The sequence below is a fragment of the Colwellia sp. PAMC 21821 genome, from assembly GCF_002077175.1.
GTDB lineage: Bacteria > Pseudomonadota > Gammaproteobacteria > Enterobacterales > Alteromonadaceae > Cognaticolwellia.
Window position 1 is genome coordinate 4,754,141 of the sequence record NZ_CP014943.1, and the last position, 19,174, is coordinate 4,773,314.

Here is a 19,174-nt window from a genome sequence, read left to right on the forward strand (position 1 = left end):
CTCAATTACCTGTTCAATTACCTGTTCAATTAACTGTTCAATTAACTGTTCAATTACCTGCTAAATTACTGCTCGCTTTTACCCATTTTATCAGCTTTATCCCCTACATCTAGTGCATTAGTCAATGGGAATGGCTTAGTTGCCGTTCCCGCATATAAACTCACATGAGGGAATGGTATTTCAATGCCCTGCTGATCAAAGGCGTTCTTTATGTCTGTATACATACTATTTTTCAAAGCCAGAAAATTTTCTCGTCTAGCCCATACAGAAAATTGAATATCAATCGACGAGCTACCAAAACCCGTTAATATGAAAACAGGTGCAGGCTCTTCTAGACAAATTAAATTTTTCGCCGCTATATCAAGCAGTATTTTTCGTACCTTTTCTATATCTTCTTTATAAGCAATACCCAATTTTAAATCAGCACGTCTGATCGGATATTTAGTCAAAGTGGTTACGGCACTTTTAATCATACTTTCATTGGGAATACGGACAAATAAATTGTCAAATGTACGTAATTTAACAGAGAGTAAATCGATAGAAATGACTTCACCGGTGATGTCATTTACCTTGATAACATCGGTAATTGAAAATGGCCGCTCAATCATCAGGAATAAACCACTGATTAAGTTTGAAGCTGATGTTTGCGACGCAAAGCCTAAGGCCACGGTAAAAATACCCGCAGCACCTAGTAATATGCTTAGATCAATACCAACGTTGTCTAATGCTGAAAAGGTTACCAAAACTAAAATACTGTAAAAAATTGATCTTTTCAAAAATAATTGCCCATGAGCAGTCATTTTATGTTTTACCACTTTTACCACAGCAGTGCTTATTAAGCGTGCAAGGATAAAACCTATAATAAATAATAAAACTGCCTGGCACAGGGCAAATAAATGTGAAGATTTAAGTAGTTCGATAAACGCTATGATGTCTTTCACTATATTTCTCTTTGTTAAGCAAATAAACTACTGATACTACGTATCAGTATACTTTGTCCGGATGCGACTCTTGGGTTGCTAATTAACGTCGAAGATAACGCTTCAACCGGTGCATGTTTATCAAGGTGCAATTCAACATTGTCAACATGACTGCCTCGATGTACTGAAATCCCCGTTGTCCAAAGTTGTTGCTCTTCATCAGCATACAAATGCAATAAGGTGACAGGCACATTAATGCGCTCTATTGTTAAAGACTGGTCATGATTATTAATAACAGTAATTGGGGTAATTGCCCGGTGTGGCCGTTTTTCTATATTGGACAGTTCAATGCGCGCCGCGGTATATTTTGCATAACATACTTGCCCCACACGTGTAGATGGACCAAACCATGAGTCAGAGGGTCGCCAAAAAGGTAAATCTAGTAAACATTCACCTTTAGGTAATAATTTAGCCGAGAACCAAACAGGCGTACTAACGTACAGTCGTGCTTTTTCTCCTGCGAGCAAAGTTAGCGGTGTATCTGGTCGAGCCACGACCGAACGATCGGCTAACAGGGGTAATATCTGTACTTTTTCTGAGGTGCCTTGTTGTAAATAGCGGCCAAACTTTGCTTGTTCTATACAGTAATCATCGTCAAGATCGCCAACAATCATGGCTTCGTCATTTTCAGTAACGGTTTCTAAGTTCCAACTGTTCCATTCATTTTCTAAACGCTTTAAAATAATAGTTCGTTCGCCAATTCGCCAGCACTGTTGTTGTTGTAGGCTAAAAGTAAACTCGCCCCACCATGCATTCTCAGCCATTTTACTCTTCTCAGTTTTTGTTTATGCGTTAACTAACTTAAACGCAGTTAATCGATCATTAAATGCTACAAACTCAGCTTATTTGTCAGTTGTTTCAATATCATAAATAATTAAATCGTTATCGCTGTATAGAAACAGCTACATATTGCTCTACACAACGAGTTATACCCATTTAAATAAATAATGACTTGCTAACGTAGGCTAAATGTTAACATTTACGTTGCCTGTATCGCCCTTTTTAGGTTCTATAAAGTCGAACACCGCATTAACGTAATAGGTATAACAATGTCTTTCAACAATACCTTTCTATATTTATAGATTATGCTATCTTAAGTCACTTGTGTATATACCCAATGCCGCTTATAAACTGGCCTTCATCGCTATTAATTATTCAACATCCAAGGAACGCTTCATGACAACATTACATATTGTTTTGTCAGATTTGGAACTCACTCATGCCATTCTTGCTAAAATAACCATTCTGCAGAATAAATTTTCAGCAAATGTTGTGTGGTATTTACATCACCATCAACGTTTTTTTGATCGCCGTTATTTCTCTAATGAATTCGCTACTATTTCAGATGATTTACAAACTAGCCATCAAAATAAAGTGGCTAAAATTGAGCTTAAAATAAAAAAATATTTCCCAACAAGTAGTATTAATATCTGTAAGGAAAAATACTGGTCGAAACAGTTGAATAGCAACGCTAACACGCTCGATAAAACCGTTATTATTCGCGCTAAAACAGGCCTTACCTCGGCTGATAATCAATATATTAGTCACAATAAAAGTACGATATTTATATTAAATCAAGAAAAATGGTTTTCTGATGGTAAAGCAATAGGGGCAATTGACCCTTTTCATGAAGATGATGAAGAAAATAAATCAGACGGTAAAGTGGTTAACTTTATGCGGCATTGGAGCCTATCTACCGAGCAAACAGAGCCGCTTTTATTACATGTGATTCACATTCCGCCTTTAGCGATTGAATATGAAAAAAAGATTGAAGCACTGCATAAAGAACAAGTTTATCGTTTCGCTAAAACAGTAAAATGTCCAAAAAGTTTATTAACCTTTACGCGAGGAACCCCCGAAGATGCTTTGCTAACTTATGCTGACGACAATAAAATTGATTTAATCGTACTAGGTTGTAGAGAGCACAGTTTATTTGATAAGTGGCTCAATGGCTCAACAATTTCGGCGCTGATCAGCCATCAGCATTGCGATTTAGTTTTAATTAATACGCCTTAAGTTATCAATAACTGTGACTGATGAATAAACTAATGGTTGTTCATCAGTCATATCAATTATTGCTCATTTAAATGCTCTAACTCTATATATTCAATATAAAAAATAAATCGCCAAAACCCCACAACAAGGTACCGGTAATAAGTAAAGAAACCTCAAGAATACCAAGTTGTAACCTGACTGCTTGTAGAATTTTATCGCTTTTTTCTTCAAAGTCGTCTTCTAAGGTTTGAATTTCACTTTCTATATTTTCGTTTGATACCTTTAATTTTCGCAGGTTTCTTTTCGCGCGAGCCAGTGATATACGATGATGAAAATTAAGTCGGCCAATTAAGAGACGTTCTTGTATTATGCCACCTAATCCAGACCAAACACCCAGTACTGCAATTAAACAACCACTGCGAGAAAGCCATTCCAAACCAGCAAATTGTATTATCGATAAATAGACCCCAAGCGCCGTGATTAAAATGGCTAGTAACCAATTGATAAAAGGGTGACGTTTAGGAATAGTTACCGCGGTGACTAAAACTTCGGGGGTCGAGTCGGCTGAATCAGATGACATAAGTTACCTTTTTATTTTTATTTTTATTTTTATTTGGCACATTAATCATTATCCTTTTTTGTATCTTTGGCTGGTGAAAACTGCTTTTTATAGTTAATATTAGCACTTATTTCATCGCCACTGATTGCTTCAAAAGATATGCTCGGCGAAAGTTTATATTCTATGCTCCAACCTGCTTGAACGCCACTGTCAGAATCAATACTGGTGCCATAGCCAACATTTAAGCGGTCATTAATCTTCGCAGCAATATCAACACGGGTACTGTTGCCGTTATTACCACTTTTACTGGTAAATTCGACATCTTTAAGTCCTAATTGCTCGCCAATTTTCTGGACTAATTTATTAACGCTCCCTACGCCTAAGCTGATAGCTGCACTTGTCAATGCATTGCCTTCTTGTTGCGATAAAGAGTCTAAATTACGGCCGGTAATGAGCAGTGACAATACATTTTCATCTGCCATTGTCGGTTCTGAAAACAAAGTTAAACGTGGGTTCTGTATGGTACCATCTGCAATAATCCCTACCTTTATATCATCAACCATTCGAATGGCTCGAAATTGAATGCTTGGGTTTGCTGCTGTACCAAGAAACAATATCTGTCCCTGTTCAATAGTTAAGGCTTGTTTGTAAGCTTCAAATTTACCATCTTTTAAATCTAAACGACCATTAAGGGTTAAAGGGTGGCCCGAGAGCAGTGTTGAAGATAAGTTGCCCTGTATTTCACTTGATAAACCAAAGCCGCTGATTCTTACGTTATCACCTGCTGAAAGCGTTAGCGAAATATTATAGTCAAACGGAGATTCTTTAACGCTTAACTCTTTTTCATCAACAATAACTTGGTCTTCAGAGACATTAATAGCCGGTTTTGGCAAAGATGCTATTTTAATATCAGCTTGATCAACAACCAAATTACCGTTAACCGTTAAGCGCTTGTCTTGATAATTTGCCTTCAACGTCGGCGAAACAATTAATTTATTATCACTATTATTGACCAGAGTAACTTGTTGACCTTCAATAGTTAAATTTGCTTTTATTGGCGCAGATAACTTTGCATCGCCAGCAATGGTTAATGCTCCTTGCGGGTTTTGTAGCTCACCCAATAATATAATACTGTCTTGTTGGCTGCTTAATTTTATTTTGCTGTTACTAATATCTAAACCATATTCATCAATAATTAATTGATTAATGGCAAGTGAACCCTCGCCATCAAATAACGGTTTTTGCCAAGTACCTGCTAACGTAAAATTTTGCGTTAAACTGATATCTATTTTATCAATTCCTTTTTGCCATTGCTTGAGCCAGTCAAACTCTTTTAAATTAAGTGATAAGTCACCGCCAATGTTAGCAGAGTCAACCAATGGCCAATCACTGTTTAATTCGGCGTTTATTTCATCTTCACCCGGTAATATAATATTTAAACGGCTACTGACTTTGTCTTGCTGCCATTTACCTTGCAGCTTGACCAGGGCAATAGTTAATAAACGTTTCGTTAATGCCGTTTCATCTTTATTGCTTTTATCAGGAATACTTAGACTAATATCAGTTTGTTCTAGATCAAAATCGACTTTAAAGTCCGGCGTAATCGACATCAAAATCTGGCCATTAGGCATAGCAATATCAGATTGCCACTGTGGTAAATTTACCAAGGTATTTATCGTTTGCCATTGTGTGGTTATTGCAATCTTATCTTGCTGCTGCTGGGTATTTAGCGTTAACGCTTTTGCATGTACTTCAACTTCTGAAGATTGCCATTTAACACTAGGAATTGTTATATCGGCAGTTACCTTTTCCAATTTTTTACCCGAACCGGCCAAAGCTAAGGTGCCCGTCACAGTTCCTTCTACTTCCTGCAACTGACCTTGAGGTTGTTTAAGTAGGATTGATTGCCATGCTTGAACTTGCTCAAAAACCGGGCTCATTGCCCATTGGTCGAAAAGTAAATCTGCCGACCACTGCTGATTTATATTCTCAGCGTTAAGACATAATTTACCACTACCGCTCAGGCATAGATTTTTAATGCGCTGCTTTTCAGCACTCAGCCGAAGTTGATCGGCCGCGACTAATAATGTTTCTTTTTGATTTTGCGCCTTAAACTCAAGGTTATCGACTTGCCAAATAGTTGTAGCTAACTCACTATCAAGCGTCAAAGGCTTGGTATTGTTTTGTAACAGTTGACCATCAACGGTTAATTTAACCGATGTGTTTTCTGCTAATTTTGCGCTGACTAGTAAGTTATGCTTTTCTGGTAATCCAGAAAATTTTAGTAAGGGTACCGCCACAGCGTTTTCATTTATATTGAATGAGTCCGCTGTAATATCCGCCAACCAGCGTTTACCAAAATCAATTGACCATTGAATATTTTTACCGTCAAAACCTGCTAAGGCTAGCTGCTTAATTTTACCTTCGCTGGTTACCAACCATGTAGCGCTTTGCTTTTCTATTTGCCAATCTGCTTTGATATCACTTACCTGTAGCGCATTTTCCAATATTAATGATCGACCTTCAACGTGCCCTTTTAGCGATAAGTTTTCAGTGCTTGGATTATCAATATTGAGCTCACCTTGTAAAGCCGCAGAAAGCTCACCGAATATAATTTCATTACTTTTAAACTTAAAAGCGCCCTGCTCGATGTTCATATCTAGATTGGCCAGAACTGGCCATGATTGCTTTATCGCTGCACTTCCGTTATTAATCGTATCAGGAAATACTTGCTGTAATGATGAGGTTATTTGTGCTTCTTTAAGCTCACTTTTTAATAACAAAGTCGCTGCGGTACTTGTTCGCCAATCAAGCACATTAATCAGTTCTGTACTAACATCTAAGGTAATAGGTTCAAACGCCTGCCAAGTTGCTTTTGCTTGCACGTTAGCCGTTAATTTAGGCCAAGTAAGCGCAAAGTTTGCTTTAACTTGTTCAACAATAAGTTTTTCACTAGCCAATGGTACTTGCTGTTTTTCTGCTGTTAATTTGCCATTTTTTAAAAACAACCCTTGATTATAAAACCAATCACTAGTTACCAGTAATTGATTAGGCGATTGCAATTTTAAGGTTAATTTTGATGATTCGCTTATACGCCCTTTGGATTTTACGTTGGCAGAAAGCTTTGGTCCTTGAACATTAATTACCAGCTGATGTTGCCATTTTTTACGCATATCGATATCGCCAGATACCGCAATATTATGTTCATCAATGGTAAAGTTTAAGGCCCCTACACTTGCTTTGCTGCCTGCTAGTGCTATTTTTGTTAACGCTAACGCAGTAATAGTGTATTGGACGCTTTCTTCGGGTATATTTTCACTTGCTGTCGTTATTTCAGGTGTTGTTGCTTGATAGCTTATTGCGGCAATACTAATTTGCTTAACCTTAACTTCGACGGGTAATTTTACCGTGTTAAGTTCTGGTAAAGCGGCTTGTGAATTAGGGGCTTTTTTATCGCTCATTATCGACACATCTAACGCGCCTAGATTGATGTTATCGCAAGTCACTATCTTGTCAATTAAGGTCAACCACTGGCAGTCAACTGCGATATCTTTAACGCTTAAAGTTGTACCTGGCTCTTGCCAATTAAGTTCTGTTAAATATATACGCGAGCTTAATGTGCCGCTGACTTTACCTATACTCAGCGCTTGTGGTTGAAATTGTGCCCCGCGTTTAACTAACCACTGCAAACCTGATTCAGTAGTATAAAGCCATGTCAGCATTAACAGCACAATAGCAATTAACACTGTTGACACTAGGCTGAACCACTTTAACAGTGCTTTCTTTTTGATGTAGTTCATAGATCAGGCCCAATAGTAATATGAAAGCGCCACGCCTTGTCACCATCAAGTGCCTTAGCAATATCAAGTCGAATAGCACCAATTGGTGTTACCCACCTTAAACCTGTACCCACTGACTTTTCCAACTCCCAATCTTTCCAGTCATTAAAAGCATTACCTTGGTCAGTAAATACCGCCCAACGAAAGCTTTCATAAAACAAATAATCTACTTCAATACCTGAGGTGAATAGATGTTTACCGCCGATAGAAATTTCATTATCAAGGGGTGATAAACTTTGATGTTCATAGCCTCTGACTGAGACATCACCACCCGCAAAAAAACGATAGGTAGACGGCATGGAACGTTTAAAGTCTTCAGTATCCATCCAAGTTGTGCCTATACGGGCACGCACCAATAAGCGCCAGTCGTCATTTAGCGACCAAATACGCTTTACCTTTTGGTCAGTTTGTAAGAATTTTATATCAGGAGTGCTCATCTGTTCACTACTGAAACGAATAGTACTTTGCCAACGCCAACCTTCAATGGCTGAAAAGGGATCGGTAACACTGTAATAGTTTAATTGCCATGAGGGCACAATATATTTAAGGTTCTGATTTACATCCGCCTCAGACTCTAATTGCTCTTGTGCCATCGCGATTGACCACTGACTAGACCAATGGGGATCAATTTTATTCGCTAAAATAGACTCTAACGTGAGTATTTTGCTACGGCCTATTTCCTCATTTTTAATTTCATAGCTCAGTTGGTTTATCCACTTGCTGCTGGCTTTATCTAAAGGTATTTCATATTGAAACGTTGCGTGTATATCAGCATTGTCTAGTTTTACTTGGTTGAAGTCGACCGAGGCAACGTATTGATGAGCTCTATTGTTTACCCGTCTATTTCTCCAACTAACACCTAGCTTTCCTCCACTGTCAGTACCATAACCCAATAGCGTTTTTAGTTCATATTTCTCAGTATCAAGTATTGAAAGGTTAACATCGACCTTTTGGGTTACATGGTTAACAGACTGATCAACAACCACTGATTTGAAAAAACCCGATCGATTAAGTGCTTGCTGGCTTGCAATGATATCGAGCTGACTATATACGTCTCCTGTGCGAATAGTTGAATAACTATTAACTAAGTCATGAGATAAAACAGTCCCTTCAATGGTAATATTATTAATGGTATAGCGGGCCCCACAATTAAAAGTCCAATCAACATTCGCTTGTAGCTTTGCAACATCAACATTTAATGCACTTGCGGTAAATGATGCGTTCAACAAACCTAACTCTTGTGCTACACGCTGTATCGTAGATTTAAATTGACTGTATTCGCCATGATTAATCACTTTACCTTTTAAAAACGGATGTTTCGCAACAAGCTTGGATACTTCCTCAATTTCACTCTCACAGTTGAGCAAAATACGGGTATTGTTCCAGCGCACAGGCGCTTGTAATTCAATGGTTAATACTTTGCCTTGTTTATCGTCGGCCAAGGTTAACGTTGGTTGGTAATAGCCCAACGCTTGCAATGCGCTGCGAGCTTTATTTAAAATATACGTGTCAGATTGCGGAAAACCAAGCAAAGACAAGGGAATAATATTTTCGTTAGTACTTAAATTACGCAAAATATTAGTTTTAAAGGCCGCTTCAACACCGATAATATTAAGGTGGGTCCCGAGCTTAACATCGGGCTCTGCTGACTGCACTTTAAAGGCACTGAGCAACATAAACACAGAAACTAAGCTATAAATTACGCGAGTACTGCGAGTACTGTAGGGATAATTCAGATATTTCAATATTTTTCCATGGTTGTTTAACTGATAAAAATTGCACAGCAGATGATAATTATGACGACTTTGTAACATGAGATCATTAAATAAATACTATTTGCTTCAAATTGGAAGAAAACGTAGCCGCTATAAAATAAAGTGGTTTACAATAACGTTAAAATCACTGATTTCTGGCCCTTAACTTTATCAAAAACCATCGACATATATAACCAGAAACTCTACATGTAAATTTACCTATTTACTCTCAATACTAATTTTAAAAGGTTAACACCTATGCATATGGACCCATTTTTACCGCAAGCGGTTGGCGCTATTTTCTTTATATTACTGCTAGGTTTTATTTTGAAGTTTTTTCGCCAACCGCATGTGGTTGCTTACTTAATTGCTGGCATTGTTATTGGCCCCTGGGGCTTTGGTTTAGTCACCGACATTGAAAGCATTTCGCGTTTAGGTACTGCAGGTGTGGTTTTACTGCTATTTTTTGTCGGCATGGAAACTGACATTCATAAATTAGTTGAAAACTGGAAGCTCATTATTTTCGGCACACTGATGCAAATTTTATTAAGTGTGGGCTGTGTTTGGTTACTAGGGCTTTGGTTTGATTGGAGCTTAGCTAGAATTGTATTAATTGGCTTTGTTATTAGCCTGAGTAGTACCGCTATTGTTATTAAATTATTACAAGATAATGGCATGCTTTCATCGAGCTTAGGTCAAAGCGCTTTAGGTATTTTACTGGCACAAGACCTAGCGATTATTCCTATGCTGATCATCATAGGTTTGCTAGGTGCCGGTAATATCGATAATGTTCAATTAGTTAAGCAAGGTGTAGGTACCATATTCGCCATCGTGCTATTTGGCTTTATCATCACTCGTAAACAGGTGCACTTACCGCTGTCAAAATGGCTAAAAGATGATAGAGAATTACAACTTTTTGCTGCATTAGGTATTTGTTTTGGCTTGGCAACGCTAACAGCATGGTTTGAATTATCGACGGCTTTAGGCGCTTTTATTGCCGGTATGTTAGTCGGCGCAGCGAAAGAAACACTGTGGGTTCATCGTACATTAGACTCTTTTAAAGTACTATTTGTCGCGCTATTTTTTGTCTCTGTAGGTATGTTGCTTGATGTTAGCTTTCTGATCAGTCATTGGCAGCAAACCGCTATTCTGGTCATGGCTGCTCTGGTCACCAATATTTTTATCAATGCTATTATTTTAAAACTGTCTAAATTTAGTTGGAAAGAAAGTCTTTATGCTGGGGTGTTGTTGTCACAAATTGGAGAGTTTAGTTTTGTCTTGGCAGCGGTTGGATATCAGGCCAATATTATTAATGAGTACGGCTATCAATTAGCCTTATGTGTTATTTCATTGTCTTTACTCACGAGTCCTGTTTGGATTGGCATGAGTAAAAAATGGCTTAAATTCAATCATAACCCGGCTAAAGAGCCCGTTTAAAATAAATATTTGGAGTTTTGTAACATCAGGAGTTATCTCGTTAAACACGGTATAACTCCTGATTCATAGGCTTAAGGCTTAGGCCTTAAAGTTTAAGATCAAGGTTAAGGTTGCTATAACCAACGTTTTTTCTTAAACACTACAAGTAATACTACCGAAACCACAGCCATTACACCTAATAAAATGAAATAGCCATTATCGGCTTTTAGCTCAGGTATATACTCAAAGTTCATGCCATAGATACCGGCGAGAAAGGTTAAAGGCACAAATAATGCCGTGATCACCGTTAATACCCGCATGGTAGCATTCAGTTGATGAGAAGTTACCGACATATAACCGTTAATTAAATCACCACAAATATCGTAATACATTTGTGACAAACTTAGTAGACGATCTAAACGTTCACGCAAATCAGTAACCGTGTGAGTTTCTTTATCGGTGATTAAGTCTGTATCTTCATCTTCTACATAGGCTTTTAAGGTTTCGCCCATGTTAACGTGGTAATTAAAGGTACGTCTTATTTTTACCAATTGTGAGCGGTATGAGGTAATTTGCTTCATCATCTGGTCATTACCGCTTAACTGGAAGTCATCTTCAATTCTTTCTAGTTCAGCTTCAAAATTAAACATTTCCTTAAGATAGAACCCACAACTGCTGTGAAAAAGTTTAAGCGCCAAATGTATTGGGCTGCGTTTAAGGTGTTTCTCACCCACTTCGTTAAATAATTCGTTAATCGCTAAAGAGCTTTTTGGGTGTCGAGTTATTAACACGCGTTTACCGATAAACAAGCTTACTTGTAAATGGTTAAAATTAAGGCTGTCTTCATTAGCCACTATGCCGCGATACAGCATAAATATATAATCTTTAAACAATTCAATTTTAGGAGGATGGCGTTCACGAAGCGCATCACTAATCGCAAGGGGGTGACAATTAAACTGTGTTAATATTTTTTTTTCTTCTTCTACTTCAACGTTATCAAGATCAATCCACAGTGTAGTATCATCATTTTCTTGCCATTGGCTAATTAATTCACTACTACCAATTACGGTTTTTTCCGTTGGTGATATCAACATACATTTTATCATTATATACTCTCTATATGCCCCGCATTAAACGGGATGTTTTATTAACCCTGGCCTTGAATATTTTGATATTTTAATATTTAGGCACAAAGTCAGTAACAAAGAAAACTTTCAAAAGAAGTTAACTATTTTCCACTTGATTGTAATACAATTAGCTATAAATACGAATAAAATTAATATCATAATAGCTAATCACACATGATATACAGATACTCAACTAATAAAGATCATATCCCGTTATTAAAACGGTTTTAAGGATAAACGAATGTTAGAAAATGCCATTGATAAATTATCCTTAGTCATCGACGATATTCTCATTGCAGAGCACGAGCAAGACATTGCTAGTATTATGCTTGCTGCAAATGAAACACTAGTGGCTGAACAATTTGCCTTGTTGATTGAAGCCCTACCGCAAGATAAACGCTTAAGTGTTTGGGCTACTTATCCAGAAGAAACGCAAAGAGCTGCTTTTGTCGATATGGGGCAAGGCACAAGAACAAGTTTAATACAGGCATTAAGCGATGAAGAATGTTTCGATTTACTTGCTCAACTTGACGTTGATGATGTAATTGAAATAGCAGAAGAAATACCCAGTCGCTTACTAAAGTATGCCATAAAAAGCTTAGACGATTCACAACGCAAGTTATACCAACAGGCACAGCAATTTACCGTTGATGAAGTCGGCCATTGGTTAGATTACAATTATGTCCGCATTTCGGAAAAGCTTAAAATAACCAGTGCTCAGTTGCTATTACAAAAAGGTTTATCGCCCTATACCGAAGATTTTTATGCGGTAAATAAAGAAGGTGTTTTAACCGGTACGGTCGACATCAACAGTTTGATCCAAAGTGACGGTGAAAGCACTTTAAAAACGCTTTTTTCGCCTGAAATAATTCGACTTAATGGTCATGAAGAGTTAACAGCAGCCGCTGATGCGGTAATTTTATCGGGCAAAATGTCGTTACCTGTCGTTGATGAAAACGATCATTTTCTTGGCCGTTTTACCGTTGAAACAGCTTATCAAGTAAAACAAGAAACGCAGACAGAGCAAATCAATAGTGCTGCGGGTTTAACTACCGACGAAGACTTATTTTCTAGCGTTAGAACTAGTGCGAAAAACCGTGGTATTTGGCTTGGCATTAATTTACTGACCGCTTTTTTAGCTTCTTGGTTTATTGGTTTTTTTGAAGCAACACTACAACAAGTGGTCGCTTTGGCCGTTTTAATGCCAGTAGTTGCATCTATGGGTGGGGTTTCTGGTAGCCAAACCTTAACCGTTATTGTTCGAGGTATGGCATTGGGCCAAATAACAGAACAAAACAGAAAGGTGCTACTGCGAAAAGAATTAAAAGTCGGTGGGCTAAATGGCATAATTTGGTCTGTTGTTATTGGTGCTATCACCTACTTTTGGTTTGACAGTGCAGAGCTAAGCTTAGTGATTGCCTTAGCAATCTTATTAAATTTACTGACGGCATCGGCATCGGGCGTTATGATCCCGGCTATATTAAACAAATTGAATATCGACCCGGCTTTATCTGGCGCAGTTATTTTAACCACAGTAACTGATATTGTTGGTTTTGTTGTGTTTTTAGGATTAGGTAGCTTACTGCTACTATAGAAAAGTAAAAGAGGATTTAAGTAATGCCCGTAGAAACTATCACCTGGATTGCTATTGTGTTTTGTATTTCACAATCGGCTATTTTTTCAGGATTAAATTTAGCCTTTTTTTCGCTCAGTAGATTACAGCTAGAAGTTGAAGCAAATAAAGGCAATAAAGCAGCAAAAATTGTTTTAACACTGAGAAACGATTCTAACTTTTTACTGGCCACTATTTTATGGGGTAATGTTGGAATTAATGTTTTATTAACCATGTTGTCAGATTCAGTATTGGCCGGTGTTGGTGCATTTTTATTCTCAACAATAGCGATAACCATTATTGGTGAGATAACACCACAAGCTTACTTTTCTCGTAATGCTTTAAAAATGGGTAGCATGCTGGCACCAATAATTCGCTTCTATCAATTTGTGCTTTACCCTGTTGCACGTCCAAGTGCTTTAATACTTGACGCTTGGTTGGGTAAAGAAGGTATTACCTATTTAGGCGAGAGTGAATTAGGTAACATCATTAAAGAGCATATACGTGCTGAAGAAGCAGACTTGAACCATGTTGAAGGTATTGGTGCATTAAACTTTTTTGCGCTTGATGAAATTAAAGTGACTGAAGAAGGTGAAGTGATAGACCCTCATTCTATTATCGCCTTACCGACAAAACTTGATTTGCCTATTTTGCCCGATACTTATACCGGTCCGAACGATCCGTTTTTAACCATGCTTAACCAGTCAGGTCATAGTTGGGTGGTGATTACAAATCTTGAAGGTACCCCGTTGTTGGTTATTGATGCAGATGGCTTTTTACGAAGCGCACTGTTTCAGTCAGAAAATTTTGACCCTTACAACTTTTGCCATCGCCCAGTTGTTATTACCGATGAAACAACCTCGTTAAATGAAGCTATTTTAAAAATGAAGGTGAATACGTCAACTGATAAGAACTTTGATGGCGTGATTGAGCACGATGTGCTGTTGGTGTGGGGTGAAACTAGACGAATTATTACCGGTGCTGATATTTTTGGACGCTTGCTTAAAGGCATGCTGCCGCTAGTGCAGCATAACGAAAAAGTAGCAGAACTAATTAACGCTGAAAAGTCATAATTCAGCGCTAGAGCACGTTATCAAAAAATGAACTTCGGCTATGTATTTAGCCGAAGTTTTTTTATCATTTTTATCAAAAATAGCAAAACAACAATTGAGTGATACTTCGGTTATAGTTTAATGACCTAGTACCTTTTATCTATCACCTTTTATCTATCAACTAGCATCTATTATCTGCAGCCTGTTACTTAGCTATATTTTAGTTTGGTAATGACTTATTTACTCAGGTTTTAAAGCTAGCACGTCTGATTTTAACAAGCTTAAAATCTTCTCTGCGGTATTACCTAACACTTTCGCTTTTAAACCTTTACGTCCAACGGTGCCGATAACCACTACACCTGCTTTTTCCTTTGCCGCAATACTCGGAATTACCTTTTCTGGGTCGCCTGCTTTAATGAAAAAATTAGCGACGGGAATATCATATTCAGCGGCCAATTTTTCAACTTCACTCTTTAAGGTTTTCTTTGCTTTACTTTCTAACTCATCTTTATAATGTATGCCTAAATCACGTAATACTTTTGAAAACATTACGGTGTAACACACAAAGAGCTCAGCGTCGTTGGTTTCGGCAAATGTTTTTGCTGCTTTTAATATTTGATGATTAAGTGCTTGTTTGCTTTTACGTTTTGTTTCTAGGTCAATAGCGGCTAAAACATTGGGCGATTTACGCCATTTATTATCGCTAACAATAAATACCGGTGCAGGGCATTCGCGCAATAATTGCCAGTCGGTCGAAGTGTATAAAAAGGTCTCACTACGATGTGCAGTTTTTACTACCATGAGAGGGTTATGCTCTTTTGCGTAGCTGTTTATCCAATTGTAAATACGCTTTTCCCACACAACTTCAAAGCTGTAGTTAATGCCGTTAGGAATTAAATCAGCAAGTGCTTTTTTTGCATCATCGCTCACAGCATCAAGTATCGCTTGTTGTATTTTTTGTGGATCATCTTGAATAAGCCGTAAACTTTGATAACAAAAATAGACAATATGTAAAGAATTACTGGTATTTTTAGCCAGTTCACAAGCGCGTTGAATGGCGACTGGTTTGCTATCCGATAAATCGGCGACAACGAATATACTGTTCATAAAATCCTCTTTTATTGATGTGTATATAATAAAAGTAGCATACAAAATCTATATTTTCTTTGATATAAAACAAGTATTTAATAAAAATAATGTTTACGTGTATTATCGCGATATAACTTAACGAATTTACACTTACATACTCAACGAACAAACAGTAGTTTTAAAAAAAATTTTAGCGCTAGCTTGGCAATTTTTTAATGATCAAGCCCGTTAACGCAACCGGCAATAAAGACACCAAACCAAAAATCCAACTACCGCTGATAAAAATGAGTATACTCGAAAGTAAAAAGCCCAAAGCAACCATGGTAGCGCCTATCAACTTTGCGCTTTGATGAGAAAACAAGCCCCCTACTGAGAGTAAAACAGCCGCTAAAATTTGCATGACACCATAAAGTGTAATCGTGAAATCATTGAACAGGAAGCTTTGCAGAAATTTTACTTCTTGAGGACTGTGAGTAACTTTAGCAATGCCAGCAGCTAGACTTAATAATGCGATAATGACGATCAGTAAATTAATAACAGTTTTCATCTAAACTCCGTTCACCAACATTTGTTACAAGGCTCTATATTACAAAGTTCTATATTTCAAAGTTCTTTTATTACAAAGTACTTGTTAATTTATGTGCTAAACAATGGTGTTAACTCAACTCAACCGCATAAATCAACGGTTAAGTCTCGATGCATTATTAACGTCACACTAAAACTAACTGCCACACTTGAGCTAACTGTCACACTCAAGCTTCGCTTTATATTTTTTACTGGCATAGATATATAAAAAAACTGCAATAACGATATTGAATATACAGCGTAATATTTCAGCTAATTGAAAGTTCAAGGTAACTAAAGAATAGAGCAAATCAATCGTTGACCCCAAACCCAATATAATGGCTAAAATCATAAATATTTTTTCTAAAGACATTGAGTTAGACATAATGACCAAAATTTGTGTACGTACCGAATATTATCGAACTATACACTTTATAGTTTTTAAATGAAAATTGAACAAATGCTTAATGCCTTACAGTATTTATAACTCTGTGAATACACAGAATTAGCCTACCAATTTACTTACAACTTTTACATTGTTATCCAAGGTTTTATGAACTGGACATTTGTCTGCTATTTCTAAAAATCGCGTTTGTTGGGCGGTGTCTAACTCTCCAACAAAACTAATTTCACGTATAATAGCTTCAATGCCTTGGTTTTTTTCCTCACAGTCTTGGCAGTCTTGTTGATAATCTCGGCTATGTTTTAGCTCAACTTTGATATGCTTTATGGCAAGTTTTTTACGTGTCGCGTACATACGAAGTGTCATGGCAGTGCAAGCGCCTAAACCGGCAAGTAAATGCTCGTAGGGATCAGGTCCCATATTATCGCCGCCTGCACTTTGCGGTTCATCTGCAAGCCAATAATGACTATTCGTGCTTACGTGTTGGGTAAATTTATGATTTTTTTCTTCGACAATAACATGCCCTTTAATCACTTCGACTTTTTCCTGGGCGCAATTGTTATCACCCGCATTGATTTCAGTACTATTTTTAGCATTGCTTGGGACTGAAATATATCGCCCTGCCCATGCAGCTATTACGTCTGCAGCATATTCGGCGTCACGTTTTTTGGTTAATAAGTGATCGGCACCATCTAAACTGACAAAGCTTTTGGGGTGCAATGCCGCTTGATATATTTTCTCCGCTTCACTGATATTGACTGTGCTGTCAACCGGAGAGTGCATGACTAAGAGCGCCTTTCTTAATTGACCAATATGGCTGGTATCGTAGCGTTTAATATCATCTAAAAATTGTTTTTCGATCGTAAACACACGCCCTGCTAAGTTGACTTCAGCTTTGCCATTTTTTTCAATATCATCAATTTGTAGGGCAAAGTTATGAGCAACATGCTCTGCATCTGACGGCGCCCCAATAGTAACAACGGCCATAGCCTCTTCAACATGCTGAGCAACATTAAGTACCGCCGCACCACCTAAGCTATGGCCAATGAGTAGGCGAGGCGCTTGATATTCTACACGGAGAAAATTCGCTGCAGCAATTAAATCTTTTATATTTGAGGAAAAGTTACTATTCGCAAAGTCACCATCACTATTGCCTAAACCGGTAAAATCAAACCTTAACACTGCAATACCTTTACGCATTAAAGCTCGACTAATTCTTGATGCCGCTGCAATGTCTTTGCCACAGGTAAAACAATGCGCGAATAAGGCATAAAATTTCACATCAGATTCTGGCGTTTCCAGTAATCCACTCAGTTTGTGTTCACCGCTGATAAATTCAACTTTTGTGCGCATATATAACCCTTTTTGTAAGTTCGTCAATTAGTCACATTGCTGCGCTACTCATATTGACCGTAAGGTTTTAATAAAAATTTCTTTTATCATAATACTAGTTAAATTTTTGCGATACATTGCATATTATTTTGTATAAAATATACCGATGTTAATCAAATTTTTTAAGGAACAAGTATGACTATAGGTGTGGGCGGCTCTACCGCAAAAATTGAACTTGAGAAGTTAGTCAATATGACTGGTCAAGTCCAAGCAATAACTGAGGCTGAATTAAATCAGCGCATTGCGAAAGCGCAAAAAATTATGGCTAAAAATAATATTGCGGCCACCTATATCGACGCTGGAACCAACCTATATTACTTTACCGGTACGCGATGGTACGCCAGCGAACGTATGGTGGGCGCTATTATTCCTCAACAAGGAGAAATTAAATATATTACACCCTTCTTTGAAGTGAATACGCTTAGTCAATATATGACGATTAAAGGCGAAATAAAAGGTTGGCAAGAACATGAAAGCCCTTATCAGCTCGTTAAGCAAACCTTAACACAATTGGGCATTACTTCTGGCCGATTAGCCATTGATGAGTCTGCCGCTTTTTTTATTGCTGATGGTATTAAAAAAGCCGCTCCCGAGTTAGAACTCGTTGATGCAAAATGTGTAACTGCAGGTTGTCGTGCAGAAAAATCAGACACCGAAATTGCCTTATTGCAACAAGCAAAAGATATGACCATAGAGGTTCATAAAGCTGTAGCACGTATATTACATGTCGGTATTACTACACAAGAAGTTACTAATTTTATCGACCAAGCACATCGTAAAGTGGGTGCACCTGCTGGCTCATATTTTTGTATTGTGCTCTTTGGTGAAGATTCATCTTATCCACACGGTGTTAAATCACCAAAAACCTTAGAAAAAAATGACATTGTATTAATTGACACTGGCTGCCAGGTTGAAGGATATAACTCTGATATTACTCGTACTTACGTTTTTGGCGAGCCAAATCAGCGCCAACGTGACATGTGGCAAATAGAAAAACTAGCACAGAAAGCCGCCTTTGACGCTGCCAAAATTGGCGTAGCTTGCGGTGATGTGGATGTTGCAGCAAGAGATTATTTAGCAAGTCAAGATTTAGGCCCCGATTATCAAACACCTGGCTGCCCGCATAGAACAGGACATGGTGTAGGTTTAGACATTCACGAATGGCCATATCTCGTGCGAAGCGATAGAACACCTCTTGCTAAAGGCATGTGTTTTTCCAATGAACCTATGTTGGTAATACCTAATGAATTTGGTATTCGATTAGAAGACCATTTTTATATGACTGACACAGGCGCTAAGTGGTTTACTGAGCCTTCATATTCGATTGACGACCCGTTTGGCTATCAACAAGCTTAAACAAAACACAAACCACATTGGTTGTTTTTTATGCTA

The 19,174-nt window shown here is 37.7% G+C and carries 15 protein-coding genes; 5 read left to right on the forward strand and 10 right to left on the reverse strand.

From position 1 onward, the window contains the following. Positions 1-65: 65 nt before the first annotated feature. Positions 66-776 (reverse strand): mechanosensitive ion channel family protein, encoded by a 711-nt coding sequence (locus tag A3Q33_RS19870; RefSeq protein ID WP_353615511.1) that lies wholly within the window; start codon positions 774-776, stop codon positions 66-68. 179 nt (positions 777-955) lie between these two features. Continuing rightward, positions 956-1,744 (reverse strand): DUF432 domain-containing protein, encoded by a 789-nt coding sequence (locus A3Q33_RS19875; RefSeq protein WP_081181800.1) that lies wholly within the window; start codon positions 1,742-1,744, stop codon positions 956-958. 412 nt (positions 1,745-2,156) lie between these two features. Here A3Q33_RS19875 and A3Q33_RS19880 point away from each other — a divergent pair, with 412 nt between their 5' ends. After that, the gene (locus A3Q33_RS19880; protein ID WP_081181804.1) at positions 2,157-2,996 is read left to right on the forward strand and encodes a universal stress protein; all 840 of its coding nucleotides are present in this window, start codon (positions 2,157-2,159) and stop codon (positions 2,994-2,996) included. Between the two features lie 82 nt (positions 2,997-3,078). Here the strand turns inward: A3Q33_RS19880 and A3Q33_RS20915 are convergent, their stop codons facing one another. Genes A3Q33_RS20915 through A3Q33_RS19895 form a run of 3 tightly spaced genes read right to left on the reverse strand, consistent with a single transcriptional unit; the run spans position 3,079 to position 9,118 of the window. Further along, positions 3,079-3,555, reverse strand: coding sequence for a hypothetical protein (locus tag A3Q33_RS20915; RefSeq protein ID WP_081181807.1), 477 nt, complete (start codon positions 3,553-3,555; stop codon positions 3,079-3,081). 41 nt (positions 3,556-3,596) lie between these two features. After that, the gene (locus A3Q33_RS19890; protein ID WP_081181809.1) at positions 3,597-7,334 is read right to left on the reverse strand and encodes a translocation/assembly module TamB domain-containing protein; all 3,738 of its coding nucleotides are present in this window, start codon (positions 7,332-7,334) and stop codon (positions 3,597-3,599) included. Beyond that, positions 7,331-9,118 (reverse strand): autotransporter assembly complex protein TamA, encoded by a 1,788-nt coding sequence (locus tag A3Q33_RS19895; protein WP_196798012.1) that lies wholly within the window; start codon positions 9,116-9,118, stop codon positions 7,331-7,333. The genes A3Q33_RS19890 and A3Q33_RS19895 overlap by 4 nt, the downstream gene beginning before the upstream one ends. Positions 9,119-9,385: 267 nt before the next feature. On the opposite strand from A3Q33_RS19895, the gene A3Q33_RS19900 reads away from it, so the two are divergent. Beyond that, the gene (locus A3Q33_RS19900; RefSeq protein WP_081181814.1) at positions 9,386-10,564 is read left to right on the forward strand and encodes a cation:proton antiporter; all 1,179 of its coding nucleotides are present in this window, start codon (positions 9,386-9,388) and stop codon (positions 10,562-10,564) included. Between the two features lie 113 nt (positions 10,565-10,677). Here A3Q33_RS19900 and A3Q33_RS19905 read toward each other — a convergent pair whose 3' ends face one another. Beyond that, positions 10,678-11,649 (reverse strand): magnesium transporter CorA family protein, encoded by a 972-nt coding sequence (locus tag A3Q33_RS19905; RefSeq protein ID WP_081181818.1) that lies wholly within the window; start codon positions 11,647-11,649, stop codon positions 10,678-10,680. Positions 11,650-11,911: 262 nt separating this feature from the next. Between A3Q33_RS19905 and A3Q33_RS19910 the strand changes: the two genes are divergently transcribed. After that, a complete protein-coding gene (locus A3Q33_RS19910) occupies positions 11,912-13,264 on the forward strand; it encodes a magnesium transporter (protein WP_081181821.1) in 1,353 nt (450 codons plus the stop codon). A 23-nt stretch (positions 13,265-13,287) separates the two neighbouring features. Next, complete coding sequence (locus tag A3Q33_RS19915; RefSeq protein WP_081181825.1) at positions 13,288-14,355, forward strand: DUF21 domain-containing protein; 1,068 nt, start codon at positions 13,288-13,290, stop codon at positions 14,353-14,355. Between the two features lie 219 nt (positions 14,356-14,574). Here A3Q33_RS19915 and A3Q33_RS19920 read toward each other — a convergent pair whose 3' ends face one another. The 4 genes from A3Q33_RS19920 to A3Q33_RS19935 all read right to left on the reverse strand — a co-directional run bounded on the left by A3Q33_RS19920 (position 14,575) and on the right by A3Q33_RS19935 (position 17,743). Next, a complete protein-coding gene (locus A3Q33_RS19920) occupies positions 14,575-15,441 on the reverse strand; it encodes a universal stress protein (RefSeq protein ID WP_081181828.1) in 867 nt (288 codons plus the stop codon). A gap of 178 nt (positions 15,442-15,619) precedes the next feature. Then, complete coding sequence (locus A3Q33_RS19925; RefSeq protein ID WP_081181832.1) at positions 15,620-15,970, reverse strand: DoxX family protein; 351 nt, start codon at positions 15,968-15,970, stop codon at positions 15,620-15,622. A 192-nt stretch (positions 15,971-16,162) separates the two neighbouring features. Further along, complete coding sequence (locus A3Q33_RS19930; protein ID WP_155866818.1) at positions 16,163-16,372, reverse strand: hypothetical protein; 210 nt, start codon at positions 16,370-16,372, stop codon at positions 16,163-16,165. A gap of 120 nt (positions 16,373-16,492) precedes the next feature. Beyond that, positions 16,493-17,743 carry a bifunctional alpha/beta hydrolase/OsmC family protein gene (locus A3Q33_RS19935; protein ID WP_081181854.1) on the reverse strand — a complete coding sequence of 417 codons (1,251 nt, stop codon included), beginning with the start codon at positions 17,741-17,743 and terminating at the stop codon, positions 16,493-16,495. 174 nt (positions 17,744-17,917) lie between these two features. Between A3Q33_RS19935 and A3Q33_RS19940 the strand changes: the two genes are divergently transcribed. Beyond that, a complete protein-coding gene (locus A3Q33_RS19940) occupies positions 17,918-19,138 on the forward strand; it encodes a M24 family metallopeptidase (RefSeq protein WP_081181857.1) in 1,221 nt (406 codons plus the stop codon). Positions 19,139-19,174 lie beyond the last annotated feature (36 nt).

Excerpts from the sequence above, each read along its gene's own strand:
- A3Q33_RS19880 (WP_081181804.1), top strand. The coding sequence starts at position 2,157 with ATGACAACATTACATATTGTTTTGTCAGATTTGGAACTCACTCATGCC.
- A3Q33_RS19940 (WP_081181857.1), top strand. The coding sequence starts at position 17,918 with ATGACTATAGGTGTGGGCGGCTCTACCGCAAAAATTGAACTTGAGAAG.
- A3Q33_RS19935 (WP_081181854.1), bottom strand. The coding sequence starts at position 17,743 with ATGCGCACAAAAGTTGAATTTATCAGCGGTGAACACAAACTGAGTGGA.
- A3Q33_RS19910 (WP_081181821.1), top strand. The coding sequence starts at position 11,912 with ATGTTAGAAAATGCCATTGATAAATTATCCTTAGTCATCGACGATATT.
- A3Q33_RS19920 (WP_081181828.1), bottom strand. The coding sequence starts at position 15,441 with ATGAACAGTATATTCGTTGTCGCCGATTTATCGGATAGCAAACCAGTC.
- A3Q33_RS19890 (WP_081181809.1), bottom strand. The coding sequence starts at position 7,334 with ATGAACTACATCAAAAAGAAAGCACTGTTAAAGTGGTTCAGCCTAGTG.
- A3Q33_RS19875 (WP_081181800.1), bottom strand. The coding sequence starts at position 1,744 with ATGGCTGAGAATGCATGGTGGGGCGAGTTTACTTTTAGCCTACAACAA.
- A3Q33_RS19915 (WP_081181825.1), top strand. The coding sequence starts at position 13,288 with ATGCCCGTAGAAACTATCACCTGGATTGCTATTGTGTTTTGTATTTCA.
- A3Q33_RS19900 (WP_081181814.1), top strand. The coding sequence starts at position 9,386 with ATGCATATGGACCCATTTTTACCGCAAGCGGTTGGCGCTATTTTCTTT.
- A3Q33_RS19930 (WP_155866818.1), bottom strand. The coding sequence starts at position 16,372 with ATGTCTAACTCAATGTCTTTAGAAAAAATATTTATGATTTTAGCCATT.
- A3Q33_RS19905 (WP_081181818.1), bottom strand. The coding sequence starts at position 11,649 with ATGATAAAATGTATGTTGATATCACCAACGGAAAAAACCGTAATTGGT.
- A3Q33_RS20915 (WP_081181807.1), bottom strand. The coding sequence starts at position 3,555 with ATGTCATCTGATTCAGCCGACTCGACCCCCGAAGTTTTAGTCACCGCG.
- A3Q33_RS19925 (WP_081181832.1), bottom strand. The coding sequence starts at position 15,970 with ATGAAAACTGTTATTAATTTACTGATCGTCATTATCGCATTATTAAGT.